The organism is Muribaculum gordoncarteri (assembly GCF_004803695.1).
In the GTDB taxonomy this organism is placed as follows: Bacteria; Bacteroidota; Bacteroidia; order Bacteroidales; family Muribaculaceae; genus Muribaculum; species Muribaculum gordoncarteri.
Genome location: NZ_CP039393.1, coordinates 1,017,404 through 1,043,309, shown reverse-complemented (window position 1 = coordinate 1,043,309; position 25,906 = coordinate 1,017,404). Strand labels below are relative to the sequence as shown.

Annotated in this window: 16 protein-coding genes; 11 read left to right on the top strand and 5 right to left on the bottom strand. The window is 51.1% G+C overall.

Features of this window, described 5'->3' with window-relative positions; translation table 11 throughout:
* Window positions 1-33 precede the first annotated feature (33 nt).
* The 3 genes from E7746_RS04555 to E7746_RS04545 are packed head-to-tail and all read right to left on the bottom strand — an operon-like array spanning window position 34 to window position 3,609.
* Complete coding sequence (locus tag E7746_RS04555; protein WP_136409991.1) at window positions 34-1,221, bottom strand: D-alanine--D-alanine ligase family protein; 1,188 nt, start codon at window positions 1,219-1,221, stop codon at window positions 34-36.
* A gap of 32 nt (window positions 1,222-1,253) precedes the next feature.
* The gene (locus tag E7746_RS04550; RefSeq protein WP_136409990.1) at window positions 1,254-2,837 is read right to left on the bottom strand and encodes a UDP-N-acetylmuramoyl-tripeptide--D-alanyl-D-alanine ligase; all 1,584 of its coding nucleotides are present in this window, start codon (window positions 2,835-2,837) and stop codon (window positions 1,254-1,256) included.
* A gap of 7 nt (window positions 2,838-2,844) precedes the next feature.
* On the bottom strand, window positions 2,845-3,609 hold the full coding sequence (locus E7746_RS04545; RefSeq protein WP_136409989.1) for an alpha/beta fold hydrolase: 765 nt from the start codon (window positions 3,607-3,609) through the stop codon (window positions 2,845-2,847).
* A gap of 184 nt (window positions 3,610-3,793) precedes the next feature.
* On the opposite strand from E7746_RS04545, the gene E7746_RS04540 reads away from it, so the two are divergent.
* From E7746_RS04540 to E7746_RS04490, 11 genes are all read left to right on the top strand, one after another.
* A complete protein-coding gene (locus tag E7746_RS04540) occupies window positions 3,794-6,241 on the top strand; it encodes an endonuclease MutS2 (RefSeq protein WP_136409988.1) in 2,448 nt (815 codons plus the stop codon).
* A gap of 62 nt (window positions 6,242-6,303) precedes the next feature.
* Window positions 6,304-8,382 carry an excinuclease ABC subunit UvrB gene (gene uvrB, locus E7746_RS04535; RefSeq protein ID WP_123395844.1) on the top strand — a complete coding sequence of 693 codons (2,079 nt, stop codon included), beginning with the start codon at window positions 6,304-6,306 and terminating at the stop codon, window positions 8,380-8,382.
* On the top strand, window positions 8,382-10,262 hold the full coding sequence (locus E7746_RS04530; RefSeq protein WP_136409987.1) for a YgiQ family radical SAM protein: 1,881 nt from the start codon (window positions 8,382-8,384) through the stop codon (window positions 10,260-10,262). The genes uvrB and E7746_RS04530 overlap by 1 nt, the downstream gene beginning before the upstream one ends.
* 72 nt (window positions 10,263-10,334) lie before the next feature.
* Window positions 10,335-12,959, top strand: coding sequence for a valine--tRNA ligase (locus tag E7746_RS04525; RefSeq protein ID WP_136409986.1), 2,625 nt, complete (start codon window positions 10,335-10,337; stop codon window positions 12,957-12,959).
* Window positions 12,960-13,047: 88 nt separating this feature from the next.
* Window positions 13,048-13,797 carry a YaaA family protein gene (locus E7746_RS04520; protein WP_123395847.1) on the top strand — a complete coding sequence of 250 codons (750 nt, stop codon included), beginning with the start codon at window positions 13,048-13,050 and terminating at the stop codon, window positions 13,795-13,797.
* Between the two features lie 167 nt (window positions 13,798-13,964).
* On the top strand, window positions 13,965-15,662 hold the full coding sequence (locus E7746_RS04515) for a GH35 family beta-galactosidase (protein WP_136409985.1): 1,698 nt from the start codon (window positions 13,965-13,967) through the stop codon (window positions 15,660-15,662).
* A gap of 3 nt (window positions 15,663-15,665) precedes the next feature.
* Complete coding sequence (locus E7746_RS04510; RefSeq protein WP_136409984.1) at window positions 15,666-17,381, top strand: sialate O-acetylesterase; 1,716 nt, start codon at window positions 15,666-15,668, stop codon at window positions 17,379-17,381.
* A gap of 22 nt (window positions 17,382-17,403) precedes the next feature.
* The gene (locus tag E7746_RS04505; RefSeq protein WP_123396173.1) at window positions 17,404-18,828 is read left to right on the top strand and encodes an MFS transporter; all 1,425 of its coding nucleotides are present in this window, start codon (window positions 17,404-17,406) and stop codon (window positions 18,826-18,828) included.
* 29 nt (window positions 18,829-18,857) lie between these two features.
* Window positions 18,858-20,018: an endo-1,4-beta-xylanase gene (locus tag E7746_RS04500; RefSeq protein ID WP_123395850.1), complete on the top strand. Its 1,161-nt coding sequence runs from the start codon at window positions 18,858-18,860 to the stop codon at window positions 20,016-20,018.
* Window positions 20,019-20,047: 29 nt separating this feature from the next.
* Complete coding sequence (locus E7746_RS04495; RefSeq protein WP_369699000.1) at window positions 20,048-21,031, top strand: glycoside hydrolase family 43 protein; 984 nt, start codon at window positions 20,048-20,050, stop codon at window positions 21,029-21,031.
* Window positions 21,024-23,045 carry an alpha-glucuronidase gene (locus E7746_RS04490; protein WP_136409983.1) on the top strand — a complete coding sequence of 674 codons (2,022 nt, stop codon included), beginning with the start codon at window positions 21,024-21,026 and terminating at the stop codon, window positions 23,043-23,045. The genes E7746_RS04495 and E7746_RS04490 overlap by 8 nt, the downstream gene beginning before the upstream one ends.
* A gap of 84 nt (window positions 23,046-23,129) precedes the next feature.
* Here E7746_RS04490 and lpdA read toward each other — a convergent pair whose 3' ends face one another.
* Both lpdA and gcvPB read right to left on the bottom strand, forming a co-directional pair.
* A complete protein-coding gene (gene lpdA / locus E7746_RS04485) occupies window positions 23,130-24,440 on the bottom strand; it encodes a dihydrolipoyl dehydrogenase (RefSeq protein WP_136409982.1) in 1,311 nt (436 codons plus the stop codon).
* The gene (gcvPB, locus tag E7746_RS04480) at window positions 24,437-25,903 is read right to left on the bottom strand and encodes an aminomethyl-transferring glycine dehydrogenase subunit GcvPB (protein WP_136409981.1); all 1,467 of its coding nucleotides are present in this window, start codon (window positions 25,901-25,903) and stop codon (window positions 24,437-24,439) included. The genes lpdA and gcvPB overlap by 4 nt, the downstream gene beginning before the upstream one ends.
* Window positions 25,904-25,906 lie beyond the last annotated feature (3 nt).

Here is a 25,906-nt window from a genome sequence, read left to right as displayed (position 1 = left end):
TCATCACACATTTTTTCTTGCAACTGCAAAAAATCAACCTTTTGACTTGACTCCTTTTGCGCCTTTAACGCCGCCTCCAAGACTGAAAATGTTCTGGTCGTAGCTTACCGTCTTCATGCCTTGTTCACGCTTGCGCTTCAAAGCAAGCTGTACAAGACGATCCATCAGCTTGTCAAACGGAATTCCCGTAGCCTCCCACAGGTAGAATGACAGCGAACCGGGAATTGTGTTTATCTCGTTGACATATATCTCCTTTGTGTCATCGTCGACAATAACGTCAACTCGGCTCACACCGTGACATGACAACACGCGGAATGTTTCACCGGCAAGGAAGCGTATGCGGTCGCTCATCTCCACCGGCAAGTCGGCCGGGATTCGCTTCTGTGAAGCCTGCATTCCCTTTGCGCTCTTTGTCCCGCCCATGTATTTGTCCTCATACGAGAGAATCTCACCGCTCTTGATGGGCTCCTCGCACACCGATGTCTGATAATCGTCACAGTCGCCAAGGACCGAGCAATTGATCTCCTTAAGGTTGTCGACCATGTGCTCTACGATTATGCGGGTCGAGTATTTTTCAGCTACATCAACCTTCTCGATCAGCTCCTCACGGTTGGCCACGCGGCTTATACCCACGCTCGATCCGAGATTGGCGGGTTTCACAATCACAGGGTATCCGAGTTTGTCCTCAATCTTCTTTATGAGTTCATCGCGGCGGGCAAACCACTCCTTGTCGGTAAACCACACGTAATCGACTACAGGAATGTCGCATGCCTGCATAATCATCTTCATGGTTATCTTGTCCATGCCGTTGGCGCTTGACAACGTGTCACAGCCGGCAAAGGGAATACCTATCGACTCAAGCACCCCCTCAAATATACCGTCCTCGCCATTGGAGCCGTGGAGAACCGGGATTACCACATCAAGCTTGGTAACAATAGGCGAGCCAAACATCTTGCGATTTCTCTTATACAGATTATAGTCGCCATACACAGGCTCCATGTAGACGGGCTCACACTGTTTCAACAAAGCGGGTACATCGCGATAATTGGCGACATCGAAAAGAGCGTCACCAGTGTACCATTGACCCTGCTTGGTTATATATATGGGCGTAACATCATATTTGTCACGATTGATTGCATGCATTGCCTGCGAAGCCGATATCACCGATATCTCATGTTCGGTAGAGCGTCCGCCAAAGAATACTCCTATGTTTGTTTTCATCTTATATTTTATGTTTTATTACGTTTGTTCTATTATTTGAATGTGTCGGGAAGATCGTTTTCATACAGCACCGTGTCGCCCGGTTTTACAATCGAGCCGAGCACAATCTGCGCTTCTTTGAATGAATCCACCACTTTAACCTTCTCTTCGGGCATATCGGCCGACTTTAATCCCTCAAGAATAGCGTCACGGTTGTACTCGCCAACAATTATGGCAACATCGGTCGAGGCCGCGATGTGTCGTCCGAGTTCGGCGTTATACTCATGTTGCTTGTCGCCGAGCTCTATCATGCCGGGAGTTATCACTATACGCTTGCCCTTTGTCATTCCGGCAAGCACATCAAGTGCCATTTTTGAGCCTGTGGGATTGGAATTGAACGCATCGTCAATGATTGTAATTCCACCGGGGGTGCGCTTAAGGTTAAGTCGATGCTCAACCTGCTCGATTTTGGATATGGCATACTGTATCTTATCAACAGGAACCTTTAGATAGAGAGCCACAATGACGGCACCCATTAGGTTGGATATGTTGCACTCCCCTACCAGGCGGGTATGGAATGAAAATTCCCCTTCAGGGCCCTGCATCGAGAAGCTTGTGCCGGTTTCGTCGTACACCACCGAAGTCACACGGTAATCGGCATTATCGACTGCCCTCACTGCATATCGGAGCGCCTTTACATTGTCGACTTTACGCGATGCAGCAAAGGGGAAATCATCGTTTATTACCGCAAGGCCGTTTTCGGGCAACGAGTCGACAAGCTCAAACTTGGTTCGCTGCACATTCTCTATGGTCTTGAACGATTCGAGATGTTGCTCGCCTACAGCCGTCACAATACCTATCGACGGATGCACGAGGTCGCATATCTCCTTTATGTCACCTATGTTTTTGGCACCCATCTCACAGATAAATATTTCATTGTAAGGCTTCATCATCTCACGCACTGTGCGTATCACGCCCATAGTCGTGTTATAGCTTCCGGGAGTCATCAACACATCGTACTTCTCACTGAGTATTCGGTTGAGATAGTGCTTGGTGCTCGTCTTTCCATAACTTCCGGTCACGCCTATCACAGTCAGGTCGGGCATCGATCTCAGAATCGAAGCCGCCTCATTGTAATACTTCCTGTTAATCGACGCCTCAACAGGCTTGAGCAATATTCCCGACAGCATAATGATTACATGCGACATCGCGAATATGACCAGGAGAGCTACATCGACTACATACCAGCTCTTCCATATAAACCATGCGGCAACACAGATGCCTACCGACAGTAACGATGCGACAGCAAAGATGCGCTTGACGCGGTTGGTCCACACGAGAGGCTTCTTATAACGCGCCACTATCAGCTTGCCTACATTGATGCACAGCGGAATCAGCGCAACACAGCAACAGAACATATACGATAGCTGCGGAACAAGCATCACCATTATGGCTATATAGGTCAGCAACCTCACAAGCGAAGTTGTGTCGCCGCTTGTCGACAGCCAGCGCATGTAACGCTCGTTACGGTAGCTGTTTTGCTGATACATCATGAGGTCACGCTTAAACTCGTAGAAAAGATTGACCACGCCTGCGACTAACAACGTAATCACGAATATAATGCTGAAATCTATCATAATACAATCATGAATTTAGGAAACTGCGCAACACCGCAGCAAATTGATAAGGATTGTCAAGGAAACTGTAATGTCCGCATCCGGGAAACGACACAAGCCCGGCATTGGGGATGTGCTTCTCCATGTACTTGGCGTCGGAAAGCGGAGTTGCCGTGTCATTTTCGCCCCACACAAGCAGTGTTTCAGCCTTGATCGACGGCATCACGCTCTTGAGGTCTTCGTTCACGACCTTGCTGAGTATGGCGCGCATCATCGGTGAAGCCTGAGCATAGTCGCTTGAACCCACCTTGCTGCGATAGGCATCAAGCTTCTTCTCAGCCTTTTCACGGCCGAGCGACATATAGAGCAACCTCTTCCACGCTTTATAGGAATATACTTTAACGTAATATTTCATCGAACGGCGGGGCTTTATACCGGCGGCATCGACAAGAATGAGCTTGTCGACATCGCCATGACGCGATGAATAGAGAATCCCCACTCGACCGCCAAACGAATGTCCGAGAAGCGACGGGCGTTCAATGCCCTCGCGTTTTATAATCTCCTCCAGAATCCGGGTGTAACGTTCAATGCCCCACACCTCACCGGGCTCCTGCGACTTGCCATGACCGGGAAAGTCGATATTATATACTTTGTGGCTTTCAAGCGCAACCTTCTCGACCGATGCGAGTGTAGTCGTGTTGCATCCCCAGCCATGCATGAGGATGAGCGGCTTCCCTTCGCCTTCTACCGTGTAGTGTACTTTCACGCCATCAATTTCGGCATACTTTTCCATATTGACTGCAAAGGTAGCATTTGGCATCGTGAATAAAAAACTTTTAATGTCCAAAACATTTCATATAATTGAAAATATCTTAATTCTAACATCAAATGACGCTCAACCTCCACCCAACATCAACAGCCTTCATTGAAAATAGCGGTAAAATTCATAACTTTGCATAAATTATACGTATAGTACAGTGATATATCCCGATTCATTTGAGAACAAAATAGGATTCAACACAGTGCGCGGGCTGTTGAAGGAAAAATGTCTTTCGACTCTCGGCACTGCTTTCTGTGACGACATGTGCTTTTCGGCCGATTTCGATGTCGTGAAACACAAGCTCAACTCAACATCCGAGATGGTTGAAATCATCGATTCAGGCGATGATTTTCCGCTGTCGGGGCTGCATGATGTGAGCCGTCACATAGCATCGATACGCATTCCCGGAACATTCATATCGGCTCCCGACCTGCTGCAAGTGCGCCAATCGCTTGGCACGGTGGCCGAATTATCGCGATTTTTCAGCAGCAAACGCGAAGAGAACGGATCACAATATCCACATCTCGACTCGGTAGCCTCACGCCTTGAACCGTTTCCCGAAATAATATCGCTCATCGACCGCGTCATTGACCGATTCGGAAATGTCAAGGACAATGCGTCGGCCGAACTGCGTGACATTCGCTCGCAGCTCTCCTCGACATCGGGAGCGATAAACTCGATGATGCGCAAAGTGATTGCCCGTGCCGTGCAGTCGGGTTACATCGAGGCCGACACCACTCCGTCGATGCGTGACGGACGACTGGTAATACCCGTTGCCCCGATGAACAAGCGTCGCATCAACGGAATTGTGCATGACGAGTCGGCTTCAGGCAAGACGATATACATTGAACCGGCTGAAATTGTGGAGGCCAACAACCGCATACGCGAGCTGCAGATGGAGGAGCGTCGCGAGATAACGCGCATACTCATGTCAATTGCCGACGACCTGCGTCCTCACGCCGACGACATATTGTCGAGCCTGACAATCGTAGGCGAAATCGACTTCATCCACGCCAAGGCACTATTCGCCCGCGAGATAGGAGCCAATCTTCCCGTATTGGAGAAAGAGCCCGAAATCGAATGGTATCACGCCACTCACCCGGTGCTGCTACTGTCGCTACGCCGTCAGGGCAAAGAGATAGTTCCGCTCGACATAACGCTCTCGGGCACTAATCGCATACTGATTATCTCAGGTCCCAATGCCGGAGGCAAGTCGGTGTGTCTTAAGACCGTAGGAATAGTGCAGTACATGGCGCAATGCGGAATGCTACCGCCACTGTATGAAAACTCCCACGTAGGCATATTCGATGACATATTTGTCGACATAGGCGACGACCAGTCAATCGAGGACGACCTCAGTACCTACAGCTCCCACCTGCGCAACATGAAGTATTTCCTTGCCAAAGGCAAGCAAAGCACCCTCATCCTAATCGATGAGTTCGGAGCAGGCACCGAGCCTCAGATAGGCGGAGCCATAGCACAGGCTATACTGAAGCAATTCAACGACAAGCACATTCGCGGCGTGATAACCACACACTTCCAGAATCTGAAGCATTTCGCCGAGGACACCGACGGACTCATAAACGGATCGATGCTCTACGACCGTCACCTGATGCAACCTATGTTCAAGCTGTCGATAGGCAATCCCGGAAGTTCATTTGCGGTGGAGATAGCACGCAAGATAGGTCTGCCTGAGGTAATCATAACCGATGCCGAACAGATAGTGGGAAGCGACTACATCAATATGGACAAATATCTGCTTGACATAGCGCGTGACAAGCGATATTGGGAGAACAAGCGAATGTCGATACGACAAAAGGAGAAAAAAATCGACGAGCGATTGGCTCAATATGAGGAGGACGCGACACAACTGCGTGAAAAGCGCCGTGAGATAATCAATGAAGCAAAGGAGGAAGCACGACGCATACTTGAAGGCAGTAACGCTTCAATCGAGCGGACAATCCATGACATAAAGCGCGCGCAAGCCGACAAAGAGAAGACCCTTGAAGCGCGAAAGAAACTCCAGGAAGCCATAGAGCATCTGCTTGACGATAACGGCAACGAACATCCTCTGCTGAAAAAAGCGCCGAAGAGCAAAAAGGAGAAGGTCAAGGCCAGCCGCAATTCCGATGACCGTCCCATAGCCGTGGGCGACAACGTGAAGCTCGACGGACAAGGAACCGTGGGAGAAGTGCTTGAAATCGAAGGTAAAAACGCCACTGTAGCATTCGGTGCGATAAAGACACGAGTGAAGACCGACCGACTGAAACGCACCCTTGCTCAGGCTCAATCGGGAGCCAAGGCCAACGCCTCGATTGTAAGCGGAGCGACATCCGACAGCCAACGTGCGCGTCAGCTCAACTTCAAGCAGGAGATTGATGTGAGAGGAATGCGTGTCGACGAGGCCGTTCAGGCACTCACCTACTACATTGATGACGCTATACGCTTCAACGCCGGAAAAGTGAGGATACTGCACGGCACAGGCACAGGCGCGCTGCGTCAATATCTGCGACAATATCTCGACACAGTACCGGGCGTTAAATCCTATTACGACGAACATGTACAATTCGGAGGCGCGGGCATAACCATTGTCGACCTCGAATAACCGACATATTCGATTATTTTCATTAAATTTGTAATTTAGCAATCTCTCAATCAAAGTCGACAATGAATTTCAGGCTCGAATCACAATATTCCCCCACCGGCGATCAGCCCCAAGCCATAAAGGAGCTTGTCGACGGATTAAAAGCCGACACCAAGGCGCAGACGCTTTTAGGCGTTACCGGTTCGGGAAAGACCTTCACGATGGCCAATGTCATCGCACAAATCAACAAACCTACGCTGATATTAAGCCACAACAAGACCCTTGCTGCTCAGCTATACGGTGAGTTCAAACAATTTTTCCCCGACAATGCCGTGGAGTACTTCGTGAGCTACTACGACTACTACCAGCCCGAGGCCTACATACCCACAACCGACAAGTACATCGAGAAGGACTTGATGATAAACGACGAAATCGACAAGCTGCGACTTGCCACCATTTCGGCGTTGCTGTCGGGGCGAAGTGATGTGATAGTGGTTTCATCGGTGTCGTGCCTCTACGGTATCGGCAATCCCGAGGACTTCCACAGCAGCGTCGTAAGCATAAAGGTAGGCGACAAGATTGCACGTAACGTGTTTCTGCGCAAACTTGTCGACGCTCTTTACAGCCGTAACGAAATCGACCTGCAACGCGGCAACTTCAGGGTGAAAGGCGACACTGTAGACATTCGCCTCGCTTACGAGGAGATAACGTTGCGCGTCATATTCTGGGGTGACGAAATCGAATCAATCAGCACGATACATCCCGAGGACGGAGTGTCGCTCGGTACGCATGACCGGTTCAACATCTATCCGGCCAATATCTTCGTGACATCACGAGAGCGCGTGGGACAGGCCATAGCACAGATGGAGCTTGACCTCGGAGAGCAAGTAAACTATTTCAAGCGTGAGGCCAAGGAGCTTGAGGCAAGCCGACTCTACGAGCGCACGACCTACGACATAGAGATGATACGCGAAATAGGCCACTGCTCGGGTATCGAAAACTACAGCCGCTATTTCGACGGCAGAAAACCCGGTATGCGCCCGTTCTGCCTTCTCGACTACTTCCCGAGGGACTTCCTCACCATTATCGACGAGAGCCATGTCACAATACCTCAGATAAGGGCCATGTACGGCGGTGATGTGTCACGTAAAATGAATCTTGTAGAGTATGGCTTCCGACTTCCGTCGGCTCTCGACAACCGTCCTCTGAAATTCAACGAATTTGAAGAGCTTACCGACAAGACAATATATGTCAGCGCAACACCGGCCGACTATGAACTTGAAAAGAGCGAAGGAGTCATCGTGGAGCAGATAATACGCCCCACCGGACTTCTCGACCCGCTGATAAGCGTGCGTCCGTCACTTAATCAGATCGACGACCTGCTCGAAGAGATACAATTGCGCATTGAGCGTAACGAGCGCGTGCTTGTCACCACGCTCACAAAGCGAATGGCCGAAGAGCTGAACGAATACATGCTCAAACTCAGAATGAAGGCGGCCTATATCCATAGCGATGTCGACACACTCGACCGCATAAGGATTCTCGACGACCTGCGAGCCGGAAACTACGATGTGCTCATAGGTGTAAACCTGCTTCGCGAGGGACTCGACCTGCCGGAGGTTTCGCTGGTAGCGATTCTCGACGCCGACAAGGAGGGATTCCTGCGCAGCCACCGCTCGCTCACTCAGACTGTGGGTCGTGCCGCACGTAACCTGAACGGAACCGTGATAATGTATGCCGACAAGATAACCGACTCCATGCGTCAGACAATCGAAGAAACCGAACGCCGACGCGCACTGCAGCTCGCCTACAACGAGGAGCACGGAATAACACCGCAGGCAATCGTCAAGGCCCGTCAGGCTATAATCGGCATAGACGAAATCGACGACAACGGCTCGACACCGCATCGTCAATCCTCGTCGGATGCGCCCAAGAAGCGTCATCAGGCCGAAAGCGTTCCCTATCTGCAGGAGTACACCAATACCGTCAACATCGCGGCCGACCCGATCATACCTTATATGAACAAGGAGGAGATGCAACGCGCCATCACCCGACTGCGCAGCGAAATGGTAGAGGCTGCAAAGCGAATGGAGTTCATGGAAGCAGCCCGAATGCGTGACGAGTTAATGAAAATGGAGGAACAACTTAAATCCATGGATTAATGAACGACTCAGTTTACCGAAACTCATCGGAATGGCTTCCGACTTCGGCCAAAGAGGTGGAGGCTCTCGGATGGGACTACATAGATGTAATAATTTTCTCGGGTGACGCTTACGTTGACCATCCGTCATTCGGAGCCGCTGTAATAGGCCGCACGCTCCAGGCCCACGGCCTAAGAGTGGCGATAGTACCGCAGCCCAACTGGCGCGACGACCTGCGTGACTTCAAGAAGTTGGGCCGTCCACGGCTTTTCTTCGGAGTGTCGGCAGGCGCGATGGACTCGATGGTAAACCACTACACCGCCGCACGACGCAAGAGAAGCGACGACGCTTACACGCCCGACGGCCGTGCCGGAATGCGCCCCGACTATCCGACCATCGTATATTCACAGATATTAAAGCAGCTCTATCCCGCTGTCCCCGTGATAGCGGGAGGCATCGAAGCGTCACTTCGCCGTGTGTCACACTACGATTACTGGCAGGACAGGCTGCGCCCTTCGATACTTGTCGACGCACCTGTGGACATGATTGTATATGGAATGGGTGAAATACCCGTGACGCAAATCGCCGACCGTCTTGCAGCCGGCGAATCATTGTCGTCGCTCACCGACATTCCGCAAACAGCCCTACTGCTTCCCGCCGATGTCACGCCGGCTCCCGACAACGGCAACATCATACTTGCCTCATTTGAAACCTGCCTGCGTGACAAGCGCAGTCAGGCTACCAATTTCAAGCATGTGGAACAACAGTCCAACCGAATGCACGGCGCCACCATCTGGCAACCTCACGGCAACAAAACGGTAAAGATAAACCCCATGCTTCCTCCAATGAGCACCAAGGAGATTGATGCGTCATTCGACCTGCCATACACAAGATTGCCGCATCCGCGTTACCGCAACAAGACAATTCCGGCATGGGAGATGATAAAGCATTCGGTAAACCTGCATAGAGGATGCTTCGGCGGATGCGCGTTCTGCACCATATCGGCCCATCAAGGCAAATTCATTGCGTCACGAAGCAAGGAGTCGATTCTGCGCGAAGTAAAGCAGGTGACGCGAATGGTCGACTTCAAAGGCTACATAAGCGACCTCGGAGGCCCGTCGGCCAATATGTACCGCATGGGGGGCCGTGACCTGTCAGTGTGTGAAAAGTGCATGCGCCCGTCATGTCTGCATCCCAAACCGTGCCCCAACCTCAACAACGACCATGCCCCTCTGCTTGACATATACAAAGCCGTGGATTCCCTGCCCGAAGTAAAGAAATCATTCATCGGCAGCGGAGTGCGTTACGACCTGTCAATGCACGAATCGGGCAATGAGCAGATCGACCGCACCAACCGCCGCTACAATGAGGAGCTGATAACCCGTCATGTGTCGGGACGACTCAAAGTTGCGCCCGAGCACACGATAGACCACGTGCTCGACATCATGCGCAAGCCTTCGTTCAAGCAGTTCTATGAATTCAAGAAAATATTTGACCGAATAAACCGCACGCAAAGCCTCAAGCAGCAGCTTATCCCCTACTTCATCTCCTCACATCCCGGATGCCACGAAATCGACATGGCCGAACTCGCCGCCGAAACACGCGACCTCAACATGCACCTCGAACAGGTGCAGGACTTCACGCCCACTCCAATGACCGTGGCTACTGAAATATACTATACAGGCTACCATCCCTACACGGGAGAGAAGGTCTATTGCGCCACCCGTCCCGAAGAGAAACAGTCGCAACGAAGATTCTTCTTTTGGTATGACCCGGCCTATCGCGCCGACATAACGCGGGCACTGCAGCGATTACATCGACCCGATATAATCAGGAAACTGTTTCCCGCCTACCGCGACCCACGCCAAAACGACCGCAACAAAAGCAAGAAGCGTCGATAAAATTGTCTATCCCATAATGCTATGTAGACAGAAATTTGTAATTTTGCACAAAATTTAAAAAGCATATTCCCGATGAACGAGTTAGCAAAGACTTATAGTCCTGCCGATGTAGAGGACAAATGGTACAGCTATTGGATGGAACACGATCTGTTCAAGTCAGTACCCGATGAAAGAGAGCCCTATACCATAGTGATTCCACCGCCCAACGTTACCGGAATCCTTCACATGGGCCACATGCTTAACAATACGATTCAAGACATCCTCATACGCCGTGCAAGAACTGAAGGCAAAAACGCCCTGTGGGTTCCCGGCACCGACCATGCCGCAATTGCAACCGAAGCCAAAGTGGTGGCAAAGCTCGCCAAGGACGGCATAAAGAAAAGCGACCTCACCCGTGAGCAGTTCCTCGCCCATGCATGGGACTGGAAGGAAAAATACGGAGGCACAATACTCGAACAGCTCAAGAAGATAGGTGCGTCATGCGACTGGAGCCGCACGGCTTTCACCATGGATGACATCCGTTCCAAGAGCGTCATCAAGGTTTTCTGCGAACTCTATCGCAAGGGTCTCATCTATCGCGGAAAGCGAATGGTGAACTGGGACCCCAAAGCATGCACCGCACTCAGCGACATAGAGGTAATATATAAGGAGGAGCACAGCAAGCTCTACTACCTGCGTTATCACATCGTGGGTGAGGACGGTTATGCCGTGGTAGCCACCACCCGCCCTGAAACAATAATGGGCGACACCGCTATGTGCATCAACCCCAACGACCCGAAGAATGCACACCTGCGCGGAAAGCGCGTGATTGTTCCCCTCGTAAATCGTGAGATACCGGTAATCGAGGACGACTATGTCGACATTGAATTCGGTACCGGCTGCCTTAAGGTAACACCCGCCCATGACATGAACGACAACATGCTCGGTGCAAAACACAATCTTGAAACCATCGACATATTCAACGACAACGGAACGATAAGCGAAGCTGCCGGAATGTATGTGGGCATGGACCGTTTCGAGGTGCGCAAGCAAATAGCCAAAGACCTTGAAGCCGCCGGCCTGATTGAAAAGATTGAAGATTACGAAAACAAGGTAGGATATTCGGAGCGCAACCCCGACACCGCCACCGAACCCCGCCTCTCGGATCAGTGGTTCCTGAAGATGGACGAAATATCGAAGCCCGCCCACCGAGCAGTGATGGAGGATGTAATCAAATTCGTTCCCGAGAAGTTCAAGAACACATATAATACATGGATGGCCGAGATCAAGGACTGGTGCATATCACGCCAGCTTTGGTGGGGTCACCAGATACCGGCATACTATCTGTCGGACGGCACATTCGTAGTAGCCGAAACTCCCGAAAAGGCTCTTGAAGAGGCCATGAGCGTAACAGGCAACGCAGCACTCACGCTCGACGACCTGCACCAGGATGAAGATTGCCTCGACACATGGTTCTCATCATGGCTGTGGCCCATATCGCTGTTCAACGGCATTCTGGAGCCAGGCAACGAGGAGATTAAGTACTACTATCCCACAACGACACTTGTCACAGCCCCTGACATCATATTCTTCTGGGTGGCCCGAATGATTATCGCCGGATATGAATTCGTGGGTGAGATGCCGTTCAAGAATGTATATTTCACAGGTATCGTGCGTGACAAGATCGGCCGCAAGATGTCGAAGCAATTCGGCAACTCGCCCGACCCCTTCGACCTCATAGCCGCCTACGGTGCCGACGGTGTGCGAATGGGACTGATGCTCGCCGCTCCTGCCGGAAACGATGTGCTGTATGACGACAAGCTATGTGAACAGGGCCGTAACTTCTGCAATAAGATATGGAACGCTTTCCGCCTTGTCAAGGGCTGGGAAGTGGCCGACCTGGAGCAGCCCGAAAGCTCAAGCATTGCCACACGCTGGTTTGAGGCAAAGCTCAACGCGACAATGCTCGAGGTTAAGGATATCTTCGGCAAGTTCCGCATATCGGAAGCCCTGATGGCGATATACCGACTCTTCTGGGACGAATTCTCGTCATGGTACCTTGAAATGGTGAAACCCGCCTACGGACAGCCCATCGACCGCACCACCTATAATGCTACGCTGCACTACTTCGATATACTGCTGCGACTGCTTCACCCGTTCATGCCTTTCATCACTGAGGAGCTTTGGCAGCACCTTCAGGAGCGCACACCGGGCCAATCGATCATGTATGCCCTGCTTCCCGATGTAAAGGAGTACGACAAAGCCGCCGTAGAGGCCATGGAGCATGCCAAGGAGGTGGTAATAGGAGTGCGCGGAGTGCGTGCCGCAAAAAACATCTCGCCGCGCGAAGCACTCGTGCTGAATGTAATAGGCGACTGGAAGAGCGCTGAAACTCCCGTGATAATGAAGCTTGCCAACCTCTCGGAGATAAACTCAAATGCCGGAAAGGATGCAGCCGCAGCTACCTTCATGGTAGGAACTATGGAATTCAACGTTCCGCTGTCGGCCAACATCGATGTAGCCGCCGAGCTTGAAAAACTTAACAAGGAGCTCACCTACTATCAGGGATTCCTCGCTTCAGTGATGAAGAAACTCGGCAACGAGCGATTTGTCAACAACGCTCCCGCCGCCGTAGTGGAAGCCGAGCGCCGCAAACAGGCCGATGCCGAAACCAAGATCAAAAATCTTGAGGAGAGCATTGCCGCACTCTCAAAATAATCGGATTCCGATACATACACAACACCATTACACCCCAAGAGCATGAACATGCGCCTCTTGGGGTGTGTTTTTAATTAAAACCAACACCATGCAGATACTCATAGCTTGTGCAAAACTGATGGATACCAAAGGTGTCCCTGCGCTGAAATTTGCCACAAAGCCTACTTTTGAATGCGAAGCGCTTCACAACGCAGCACAATTGTCGCAGTACAGTGTCGACGAGCTGCAGCAGATGCTTAAAGTGAATCGGGCGATTGCCGTGGAGAATCATCTGCGCTATCAGAATTTCATCGTAGAATCAACACGCCGACCCGCCGGACTGATATATGACGGCATGGTGTTCAAGAAACTCGACCTCGCATCATTTACCGAGGGGGAACTGCTATATGCCAACGACCACCTTAATATTTGCTCTTTCCTCTACGGACTCTTGCGTCCGCTCGACAACATAAACCCATATCGCCTTGAGGGCAATGTAGAGTTGCCCGACAACGGAGGCGTAACCATGACCGACTACTGGCAACCCATATTGACCGAATATCTGATCGCGAAGGTGAAGGCCGACGACGGCATTCTCGTTAATCTCGCAAGCGAAGAGATGAAATCACTATTCGACTGGGAAAAAGTGAGCAATGAACTGACGGTGGTATCTCCGGAGTTCAAAGTCGACAAAAACGGTAAGCTCCGCACGATAGTAATATATGCCAAAATGTGTCGCGGTGCCATGAGCCGATACATACTTAAGAACCGCATTACCGACATAGATTTGCTGTCATCGTTCACCTACGACGGATTCCGGCTCATCGAGAGCAAACCTCGCTTATTATACGCATTATAAGCGTTTTGAGAATATGTTGTACAGCATAAATGTTACGCGGTCAAAGAATTTTGTTACAATCTGCAGCACCATGTTACACATTTAAGCCTCTTTTGATACACTATTAAGTGTTAAAATCGATTCATTAAGATTAAATTTGTAATTGAATATATCAATCACTTTCTGCAATGAATCGATTTGCCATAATTCTGTCAGTATTTCTGATTTCGTTATGCCGGGTGAATGCAGCCGATGTGAAGCTGCACAACAAAGGCACGGCGACACAATTGACCGTAAACGGGAATCCGTTCATTGTCCTCGGAGGAGAGCTCGGCAACAGTTCGGCATCATCGCCGGCCGACATCGAGCGAATATTTCCTAAGCTCCGACGCATGAATCTCAACACCGTGCTTGTGCCTGTGTATTGGGACTTAATCGAACCCGAAGAAGGACGATTTGACTATTCGCTAATCGACAAGACGATCGATGAGGCACGGAAAAACGATTTGAAAGTCATATTCCTTTGGTTCGGAGCATGGAAAAACTCAATGAGCTGCTATGCTCCGACATGGTTCAAAGCCGATTATAAAAAATATCCGAGGGCCTGCACATCGCTCGGCAAACCGCTTGAAATAGCGAGCGCATTCTCCGAAAACGTATTCAAGGCCGACAGCAAGGCATTCGAGTCGTGGCTTAAGCACGTTAACGACTACGACAACGACGGCACCGTGCTGATGATTCAAATTGAAAACGAAATCGGAATGCTTGAGGATGCACGCGACTACTCAAAAGCAGCTCAGAAGGAGTATGAAAAAGGCGTGCCCGACCAACTGATGTCACACCTCCGCAAAAATCGCTCCACCCTGCATCCGTCACTGCTTGAACGCTGGAAACAGAATGGCGAAAAGGCTTCGGGAAGCTGGCGCGAAGTATTCGGCGACGACATATACAGCGACGAATATTTCATGGCATGGAACTATGCACGTTACGTTCAACGCATGGCCGAAACAGCCCGTAAGTCCATCGACCGCCCCCTATATGTAAACGCCGCAATGAACAGCCGCGACCGCAAACCCGGGGAATATCCGTCGGCAGGCCCTCTGGCCCATCTCAAGGACATCTGGCATGCAGCAGCTCCATCAATCGACCTGCTTGCTCCCGATCTTTACGACAAAGGGTTCATCGACTGGACGGCACAGTACCGCACAGTCGACAATCCGCTGTTCATTCCCGAAATAAGACGCGCCGACGGCAATGCCGCTCAGGCATTTTATGTAATCGGCGAGCATGACGCATTGGGATTCAGTCCGTTCTCAATCGAAAACGGCAGCGACTCTCCCGATGCTCCATCGGTTAAAGGATACGCCAAACTGCGTGAACTGATGCCCCTGCTCACAGCGCATCAAGGAACCGGCAACATGAACGGACTATACTTCGACAACGACTCAACTGAGCGCATAATTCATCGCGACGGTATGAAAATAACGGCCAACCACTACTTCACCCTCCCCTGGGATCCGCGAGCCACCGACGGCAGCGAATGGCCTGCAACCGGAGCGGTGCTTATCCGTCTTGCCCCCGATGAATACGTGTTGGCCGGAACCGGGGTTGTCGTAAAGTTTGAAAACGACAACGAAACGACTGTAAAACAGAATCTCGGCGAGGATGGATTTCTTAACGCCGGCAGCGACCGCAAATCGCCCGCTACATGGAGCGGCACCAAGCGCATCGGCCTTGCATCGGTCGATGAAGTTACCTTAAATCCCGACGGGACAATGAAATACGTTCGCCGATACAATGGCGACGAAACCCATCAGGGACGCCACGTACGCATTGGAGTCGATGATTTTCAGATATTGCACATAAAACTATATCAATACAAATAGATAATGAACCAATCGCAGAAATACCTATCAATCGCATTAGCGACATTGACTGCATTAAGCTTTTCAGTCGATGCCAAGGTAAAATTGCCGGGAATGATATCGTCGGGCATGATTGTCCAGCGGGAGCAGCCCGTAAAGTTATGGGGAACAGCCGATCCCGGAGAATCTATAAACGTAAAAGTAACCAATAGCAAGAATAAGTCGACAGGTCCCCGCAAAGGAGTCGACACTACAGCCGACAGCGACGGAAAATGGTCAATTGAATATCCTGCATTGAAGGCGGGAGGCCCCTATACTATAACCATCAACGATGAAGTGGTCAACGACGTGTTGTCGGGCGATGTATTCCTCTGCTCGGGACAATCCAACATGGAACTTCCGGTAGGACGTGTCACCGACATGTTTGCCGATGAAATAGCATCCTACGACAATCCGTCGATACGCCAGATAATCATACCTCAGGTTGTGGAGTTTCACAAGCCGCTTGACGACATAAATCCGTCGCAGTGGAAGCCTGTCAATGCCGAAAACGTAATGTCGTTCTCGGCTCTCGCCTATTTCTTCGCCAAGGATCTGTATGAGAGAACCGGAGTGCCCGTGGGCATCATAAACTCAAGCTGGGGCGGCACTCCTGTCGAGTCATGGATAAGCGAAAAGAATCTTGCCGAGTTCCCTCGTGCGCTCAATATCAAGCGCATATATGAAGATGACGGCTATCGCGACCGCATCAAGCAACTCGAAGGCGAAAACTATGCTCGCTGGAATGCTACAATGTATGCCAACGATCCGGGACTGCAAGAATCGGTAAAATGGTATGACCCCAACTACGACGACTCATCATGGGTGACCACCGACCTTATCACGGGAACAATGACCGACGGCACCGTAACCGGCGACGACCGTCACAATGCATGGAAAGGCAATGACCAATGGAGCAACGACGGCCTCAATCCCGTCAACGGCTCTCACTGGCTGAGAAAGAATGTCACCCTCCCGGCATCAATGGCCGGAAAGCCCGGCATAATACGCCTTGGATGCATAGTCGATGCCGACTCGGTGTATATCAACGGAAAATTTGTAGGCACCACATCTTATCAATATCCTCCCCGCATTTACAACATCCCCGAAGGGTTGCTTAAAGAGGGCGTCAACAACGTTACCGTGCGTGTCATAAGCCAGAACGGCAATCCGCACTTTGTAGCCGAGAAGCCCTACAAAATAATCGTAGGCGACCAAGAGGTTAGCCTTGAAGGCAAATGGCGTTATCATTTGGGAACGCCCATGCCTGCAGGCCCGGCAATGGAATTCTACTGCTACAAGCCTACCGTGCTTTACAACAGCATGATAAACCCGCTCATCAACCTTCCCGTAGCAGGTGCGGTGTGGTACCAGGGAGAATCCAATGTAGAACGCCGCAATGAATACCGTCAGCTCCTTAAGACCATGATAGCCGACTGGCGCGAGGCATTCAACGATGACGACATGCCCTTCTACATTGTCGAGCTCGCCGACTTCCTCCATCCGAGCGACCGAAGAGGCCGTGACGCATGGGCCGAGATGCGCAAAGTGCAGGCACAAGTGGCCGATGAAGTACCCGGTGCGACCCTCATCAAGAACTCCGACCTCGGAGAGTGGAACGATATACACCCCCTTGACAAGAAGACACTTGGCAAGCGTGTAGCCGATGCAGTAATCAACAATATTAACATAACAAAATAAACTAACCTAAACAACCATGGATATGGAAATGTCAATCAAATCCGATGCAGTGCCGGCTTCTGACAAAGGCTTCTATAAGCTGAGTTGGACACAGCGTATCGGTTTCGGCTCTGGCGACTTGGCCCAGAACCTTATCTACCAAACTATCAGCATGTATTTGCTGTTCTTCTACACCAATGTTTACGGACTCGATCCCGGTGTGGCAGCTATAATGTTCCTGATTGTAAGAATCGTGGATGTAATCTGGGACCCCTTGGTGGGCACATTTGTCGACAAGCACGATCCCAAACTCGGTAAATACCGCGCTTATCTGATACTCGGCGGTGTGCCGTTGACCGGATTCGCAATCCTCTGCTTCTGGAACGGATTCTCAGGTTCATTGCTTTATGCCTATATAACTTATGTGGGCCTTTCAATGTGCTATACCCTTGTCAACGTGCCCTACGGAGCATTGAACGCATCACTCACCCGCGACACCAATGAAATCACGATATTGACATCGGTGCGTATGTTCATGGCCAATGTCGGCGGTCTTGCAGTGGGTATGGGTCTTCCTATCGTTGTAAAGCTCTTTGACCCGTCGGAAACTTCCGACCTCTCTTCAAGCGACTCTGCATGGTTCATCACTATGACCATCTACGGACTCGTTGGTCTTGCCCTGCTCATATTCTGCTTCACCCAGTGCCGCGAACGCGTGGTAATGGACAAGAGCGAAACCGAAAACGTCAAGGTGTCCGACCTTTGGCTGGAATTTGTACGCAACAAACCTCTCCGAATCCTCGCCTTCTTCTTCATCACGGCATTTGCCATGATGGCAATCGGCAACTCGGCAGGAGCCTACTACATCAACTACAATCTCAGCGGTACAGCCGGCGAGCTCTCAATATTCATGGGACTCGGCTCTATCCCCGCATTCATTTTCATGCCCATGATACCTGCCATCAAGCGCAAGGTCGGCAAGAAGGGAATGTTCTACATCTTCCTTATTACAGCTATCATCGGTATGGCCATGCTCTATGTAATATCAATGGTCGACTCGCTTAAGGAGCACATGATGCTCGTGTATATTGCACAGTTTGTAAAGTCAACCGGTGTCATCGTAGCCACAGGTTACATGTGGGCTTTGGTTCCCGAAGTAATATCCTACGGCGAATACACTCACGGTCGCCGCATATCGGGTATTGTAAACGCCCTTACAGGTATCTTCTACAAGGCCGGTATGGCTCTTGGAGGCGTTGTTCCCGGACTCGTTCTCGCATTTGTCGACTTCAACAAAGATGCAGCTCAGCAGACTCCCTTCGCACAGCAGGGTATTCTGTGGCTGGTTGCCGTTATCCCGGCCATCCTGTTGTTGCTCGCCATGTTCATTATTTCAAAGTATGACCTTGACGACGAGCGCATCGACCAGATCAACAAGGAAATCGAAATGAAACATAATAATCAATAACCAATCATCAAAAACACAAAAAGACAACAATGAAGAGCAAAGTAATCTTTGGCCTTGCATCAATGGCCGTGGTAGCATCAGCAGCATTCAGCTCATGCACTGAAAAAGCAGCCCCCGAACCCACATTGAAGGAAATGTTCCAGGACAAGTTCCTCATGGGAGTTGCCATCAACGAAAATCAGGCGAGCGGACTCGATTCACTGGGAGCCGCCACAGCTGCAAAACACTTCAACGCCATTGTTCCTGAAAATGTAATGAAGTCGGCCGAAATTCATCCCGAAGAGGGCCGTTACAATTGGGAAGCAGCCGACCAGTTCGTTAAGTTTGGCGAAGACAATAATATGTTCATCGTGGGTCACTGCCTTATATGGCACTCGCAGCTCGCTCCTTGGTTCTGCGTAAATGACAAGGGCGAACTCGTAGACTCGGCCACCCTCAAGCAGCGCATGCGCGATCACATCCACACTGTAGTTGGCCGTTACAAAGGCCGCGTAAAGGGTTGGGATGTTGTCAACGAGGCAATCGTCGAGGACGGCTCATTCCGCAAGACTCCGTTCTATGAAATACTTGGCGAAGAGTTCATTCCTCTTGCATTCCAGTATGCACATGAGGCCGACCCCGATGCCGAACTTTACTACAATGACTATGGCATGAACGTTGAAGGCCGTCGCAACACAGTTGTACGTGTCGTAAACGAGATGAAGAATCGCGGACTTCGCGTAGACGGTATCGGAATGCAGGCTCACATGGGTCTTGACTATCCCGACCTCAACGAGTTTGAGGAATCGCTCATGGCATTTGCCGGAACAGGTTGCAATGTAATGATAACCGAATGGGACATGAGCGCACTCCCCACCCTTACCCAGTCGGCCAACGTAGGCGACACAATAGCAGCAAAGGCCAACATCAATCCCTATGCCGACGGACTTCCCGCTGATGTAGCAGCACAGTGGAATGACCGCATGGAGGATGTAATGCGTCTTCTTCTCAAGCACTCCGATGTTATCTCACGCGTAAACGCATGGGGTGTAGCCGACGGCGACTCTTGGAAGAACGATTGGCCCATCCCCGGCCGTGTCGACTATCCTCTTCTCTTCGACCGCAACTATCAGGTAAAACCGTTCCTCGCCGCTTCACTTGAGCCCGAAGCCGAGAATGTCGAGGAGGCACCTGCAGAATCAGCTGAATAATCAACCAACATAAAAAATTTAAAAACATCATGACTAAAATGAGATATCTGGTCCCCGAGGACTACATGGCCGACCCGGCAGTACACATTTTCAACGGACGAGTTTACATCTATCCTTCCCATGACTGGGACAGCGGTGCCGGAGAGAATGACAACGGCGACCACTTCGAGATGCGTGACTATCACGTTTTCTCAACCGATGATATAATGGAAGGCGAAGTCGTTGACCACGGCAAGGTGCTTGATGTCGACGATATACCCTGGGCAGGACGCCAGCTTTGGGACTGCGATGTAGCTGAAAAGGACGGCCGTTACTACATGTACTTCCCCTTGAAGGACAAGAACGATGTATTCCACATCGGTGTAGCAGTTTCCGATCGTCCCGAAGGCCCGTTCACACCCATGCCCGATCCCATCCGCGGAAGCTACTCCATCGACCCGGCAATATTCCGCGAAGGCGATGACTACTACATGTATTTCGGCGGACTTTGGGGTGGTCAGCTCCAGCGTTATCGCGACAACAAGGCTCTTGAAGAGCCGCATCTCGAACCCGACGAAATGCCGGCAATTCCCTCACGCGTCGTTAAATTGTCTGACGACATGCTGCAATTTGCCGAAGAGCCGCGTCCTATCGTGATTCTCGATCCCGAAACAGGTGAGCCTCTGAAGGCAGGCGACAACTCTCGCCGCTTCTTTGAAGCCTCATGGATGCATAAGTACAACGGCAAGTACTACTTCTCCTATTCAACCGGCGACACTCACCGCTTGTGCTATGCAGTGGGCGATAATCCTTACGGCCCGTTCGTTTACCAGGGATGCATCATGACTCCGGTTGTAGGCTGGACCACACATCACGCCATTGTAGAGCACAAGGGCCGTTGGTACATATTCCACCACGACTGTGTGCCTTCGGGAGGAAAGACCTGGTTACGCAGCCTTAAGGTTGCCGAGCTCGAATATGACGACGAGGGTCGCATCAAAACCATCGACGGCGGAGGTTCGGGGGATGAATAAACTGAAATCCTTAATCCTCGCCGTTACGGCGATACTTACAGGAAGCACAGCATGGGCCTATGACGGCTCATGCTTGTGGCTTTCAGGGGGTGACAACGACAATCAGGCCGTGATAACCGTGCCAAAATCCAAAAGCCCCACGGTAGCCATTGCGGCCGAGGAGCTGAATAAAGCTTGGCATGGCGAACCTTTGCGCCTTGAAATAAAGCGTGACAAGAATCTCGGCAATGAAGGATTCCGGGTGTACCGCGACAAGAAAGGACTTGTACTGTCGGCCAACAACGACCTGGGCCTGCTCTACGGCAGCTATGCCTTGCTTCGCGACAATGCAGCCGGCAAGGCGATTGCTCTTAGAGAGGAAATCCCGGCCTACAATGTGAGAGTACTCAACCATTGGGACAATCTTGACGGAACAATCGAACGCGGATATGCGGGTCACAGTATATGGAACTGGAACGAATTGCCCGATGTAGTGTCACCTCGCTACCGTGAGTATGCAAGAGCCAACGCTTCGGTAGGCATAAACGGTGTTGTTCTTAACAATGTCAATGCATCGTCCAAGATATTGAGCGCCGAGTACCTTGCCAAGGTTGCCAAGATTGCCGATGTGTTCCGTCCCTACGGTATAAAAGTATATCTGTCGGCCAATTTTGCCGCACCCATGCAGCTTGGCGGCTTGAAGACCGCCGACCCTCTGGTTCCCGAGGTTGCAGCATGGTGGAAAGCCAAAGCCGATGAAATATACAAGTTGATTCCCGATTTTGGAGGATTCCTTGTCAAGGCCAACTCCGAAGGTCAGCCGGGTCCATGCGACTTCGATCGCACCCATGCCGAAGGAGCCAACATGATGGCCCGCGCATTGAAACCTCACGGAGGCATAGTGATGTGGAGGGCTTTCGTATATTCTCCGGCCGATGCCGACCGTGCAAAGCAAGCCTATATCGAGTTTCAACCGCTTGACGGCAAGTTTGACGACAATGTGATTGTTCAGATTAAGAACGGCCCCATCGACTTTCAGCCGAGAGAGCCCTACAGTCCGTTGTTCGGAGCAATGCCCCAAACCGACCAGATGGTGGAGTTTCAAGTCACTCAAGAGTATCTTGGACACTCCAACCACATAGCTTATCTCGCTCCGATGTGGACCGAATTTTTCGACTACGTGTCACCTTCGTCATTGAAGGCAATTGCCGGAGTGGCCAATGTGGGCAATGACACCAACTGGACAGGACACCCCATGGCACAGGCCAACTGGTATGCCTTCGGTCGACTTGCCTGGAATCCGCAGCTCAGCAGTGAGGAGATAATCGACGAGTGGATGCCGATGACGCTGAACTATCCCGAAAACACTCCCAAGGAGGTGACTGACGGACTCAAAAAGATGATGCTCAACAGCCGCGAAGCTGTTGTCGATTACATGATGCCTCTCGGCCTTCATCATCTGTTTGCATTCGGCCATCACTATGGTCCCGAACCGTGGTGTGACATAAAAGGCGGCCGTCCCGACTGGATGCCACCCTACTACCATCGTGCCGACTCAGCAGGTCTGGGATTTAACCGCAGTTCTTCGGGTAGTAACGCTGTAGCTCAATACCCCGCCCAACTGGCAAAGAAGCTTGACAACATCAACACATGTCCTGAGGAGTTCATTCTGTGGTTTCACCATGTTCCCTGGGATTTCAAGATGAAGTCAGGTGCTACATTGTGGCAGGAGTTATGCAACCGCTATCAATCGGGAGTGGAAAGCGTTGAAACCATGCAACGCCAATGGACCGCAGCAAAGCCCTACATTGATCCTGAACTATGGAACGATGTAAATGAGCGACTCATGACCCAGGCACGTGACGCCAACTGGTGGAAAGAGGGCTGTCTGCTCTATTTCCAGCAATTCTCAGGAATGCCGATTCCCGACAACGTTACACCGCCCGTACACACTCTTGACCAGCTCAAAGGAATAAAGCTCGGCATTTCAAATTATGAATGCCCCACCCCCGAGCTGCTGAATTCAAAAAGATAACGACACCAATCGTTTCTATAAAAAATGGACAGGAACGGAATCATCCGTAATCCTGTCCATTTTATTTTAATTATATATCTGAGCCTATAAGGCCGATGCTGCAGCACGCACCACCTCTCCAAGAGTGGGATGTGCGTGTATGGTATCGACTACAGCATCTACAGTCAGCTGCGAGCTTATTGCCAACGCAATCTCTTGCACGATGTCGGCGGCATGAGGGCCGCATATATGACATCCTAAAATCTTACGCGACTCCTTTTCGACAATAAGCTTGACAAGTCCGTCGACTTCCCCCATGGCAAGCGCCTTGCCGTTGGCTCGGAACATAGCCTTGCATGTAATGTAGTCAATGCCCTGCTCCCGGCACTGCTCTTCGGTAAGTCCTACCATTGAACATTCGGGGACAGTAAATACAGCCGCAGGCACCACCGTCACATCGACCTCCGAGCCGATAATACGCTCGCCTTGTGCAGTTGCGGCATGAGCAAGCATGCACTCTCCGTTGACATCGCCTATGGCGTATATACCGGGAATCGATGTTTCATAACGCTCATTTACCTCTATGCCACGGCGTCCGGTCTTGACACCAAGCTCAACTACCCCTTCAGGTATTACCGGTCGGCGGCCTACGGCCATCAATACAGCATCGACATTGAGCGTCACCGTCTTTCCTTTGCTTTCGTAATCGACTTCCATGCCCTCGCGTATCGCAGTCACTGATGCCGAAACGACAACCTTTATTCCACGCCGTGACAGTGCCGTGCGCAGGCGTTTGGCAATCTCCTTGTCAAAATTGGACAGGATTTCACTGCAATACTCCACTATGGTGACCTTAACGCCAAACGAGGAGAGTATCGAGGCAAGTTCCACGCCGATAACACCGCCGCCAATCACACAGATGCTCTCAGGCAGCTGCTCAAGCGACAATACATCATCGCTTGTCATCGCCAGTTCGGCTCCGGGTATCGGAAGCATCGCGGGCTTGGAACCGGTTGCTATTACAATGCGCGGCGCAGTGTAACTTTCGCCGTTCACTTCGACTACATTTTCGCCCGTAAACTTAGCCTCGCCTTTTATCACTGTAGCGCCGTTTAGCAGCATACTCACACCTTGTCGCAGTTGCTCTACAATTGCGTCCTTGCGATTGACAGCCTTGGCGTAAGAGAGCGAAAACTCATTGACTTCCACTCCAAACGATGACGTATTACGCACCAGGTCGGCAACCTCGGCCGAGCGACACAGGGCCTTGGTGGGTATGCAGCCTCGATTAAGGCAGGTTCCGCCAAGTTGGTCACGCTCGATTATTACAGTCGACAGATTGCGCTTAATGGCATTTGCAGCAAGTTCATAACCGCCGGGGCCGCTGCCTATTATGATTATGTCGCAACTGTTCATGAATTGATGAGTTGAGTGTAGGTTACAACCGGATGCAATGCAGCCTGGGTGTCATCGGGATGCGTTATCGGAGTATTATGAGGCGCGCCCTTAACCACCTCAGGAGTTTCAGCAGCTTCACGGGCAATGTCACGCATCACGGCTATGAAATCGTCAAGTGTTTCCTTGCTTTCGGTTTCAGTAGGCTCTATCATCAGCGATTCATGGAAAAGAAGCGGGAAATATATTGTGGGAGCATGATAGCCGTGATCAAGCAGACGCTTTGCCACGTTGAGCGTAGTCACGCCGGTTGATTTATCGGCAAGTCCGTCGAAAACGAATTCATGCTTGCACACTCCGTCGATAGGCAACAGATAGAGGTCGCGCAACGACTCCTTTATATAGTTGGCATTCAATGTCGCCAGTCGGCCTACCATTGCAGCCCCCTGATGTCCGAGCGAAAGTATGTAACTCAACGCACGAGCCGACACTGCAAAGTTGCCGAGAGTGCCGGTAACCTGACCTAACGCCGTGTCGGTGTGTTCCACGGCAAAAGTACCGTCGTCACGCTTCACGACGCGGGGATTGGGCAGGAATTGCTCAAGTCCGGCACGCACGCCAACGGGTCCGGCTCCGGGACCGCCTCCGCCATGAGGAGTGGAAAATGTCTTGTGCAGATTAATGTGCATCACATCAAATCCCATATCTCCGGGACGGGCCACTCCCACAAGAGGATTAAGATTGGCTCCGTCGTAGTAGAGCAATGCTCCTGCATCATGTACAAGACGGGCTATTTCGGGGATGTTACGCTCAAAGATTCCAAGTGTGTTGGGATTGGTCATCATGACGGCGGCCACTGTTTCGTCAAGCAACGGCCTGAGGTCATCGACATCCACCGTTCCGTCGGGACGGCTCTTTACTTCAACAACCTTAAGTCCTGCCACAGCGGCACTTGCAGGGTTGGTTCCATGAGCCGAGTCAGGCACAATTACTTTTACTCGCTTTGCATCGCCGCGGCTCTCATGATAGGCTCTGATCACCATCAATCCGGTAAGCTCGCCATGAGCTCCCGCATAGGGATTAAGCGTGAACTCCTTCATGCCGCCTATCTCTGACAACAGGCTTTGCAGTGTATAATATAATTTCAACGCACCCTGCACGGTATAGTCGGGCTGGAGAGGATGAAGTCGTGCCATGCGCCTGTCGGCGGCAATCTCCTCATTTATTTTAGGATTATACTTCATTGTGCAGGAGCCGAGCGGATAGAAACCTGTGTCGACGCCGAAATTGTTTGTGCTCATATTGTTGTAGTGACGCACAACCGTGGGTTCATCGACATCGGGCAACTCTGGAGCCTTGTCGCGCATCAATGCTGCAGGAATCCTGTCAATCGAAGGTGTGCATCCGTTATCGGGCAATTTATATCCTTTTCGGCCCTGACGCGATAACTCAAATATCAGTTTACCATAATATTCTCGATTCATTGT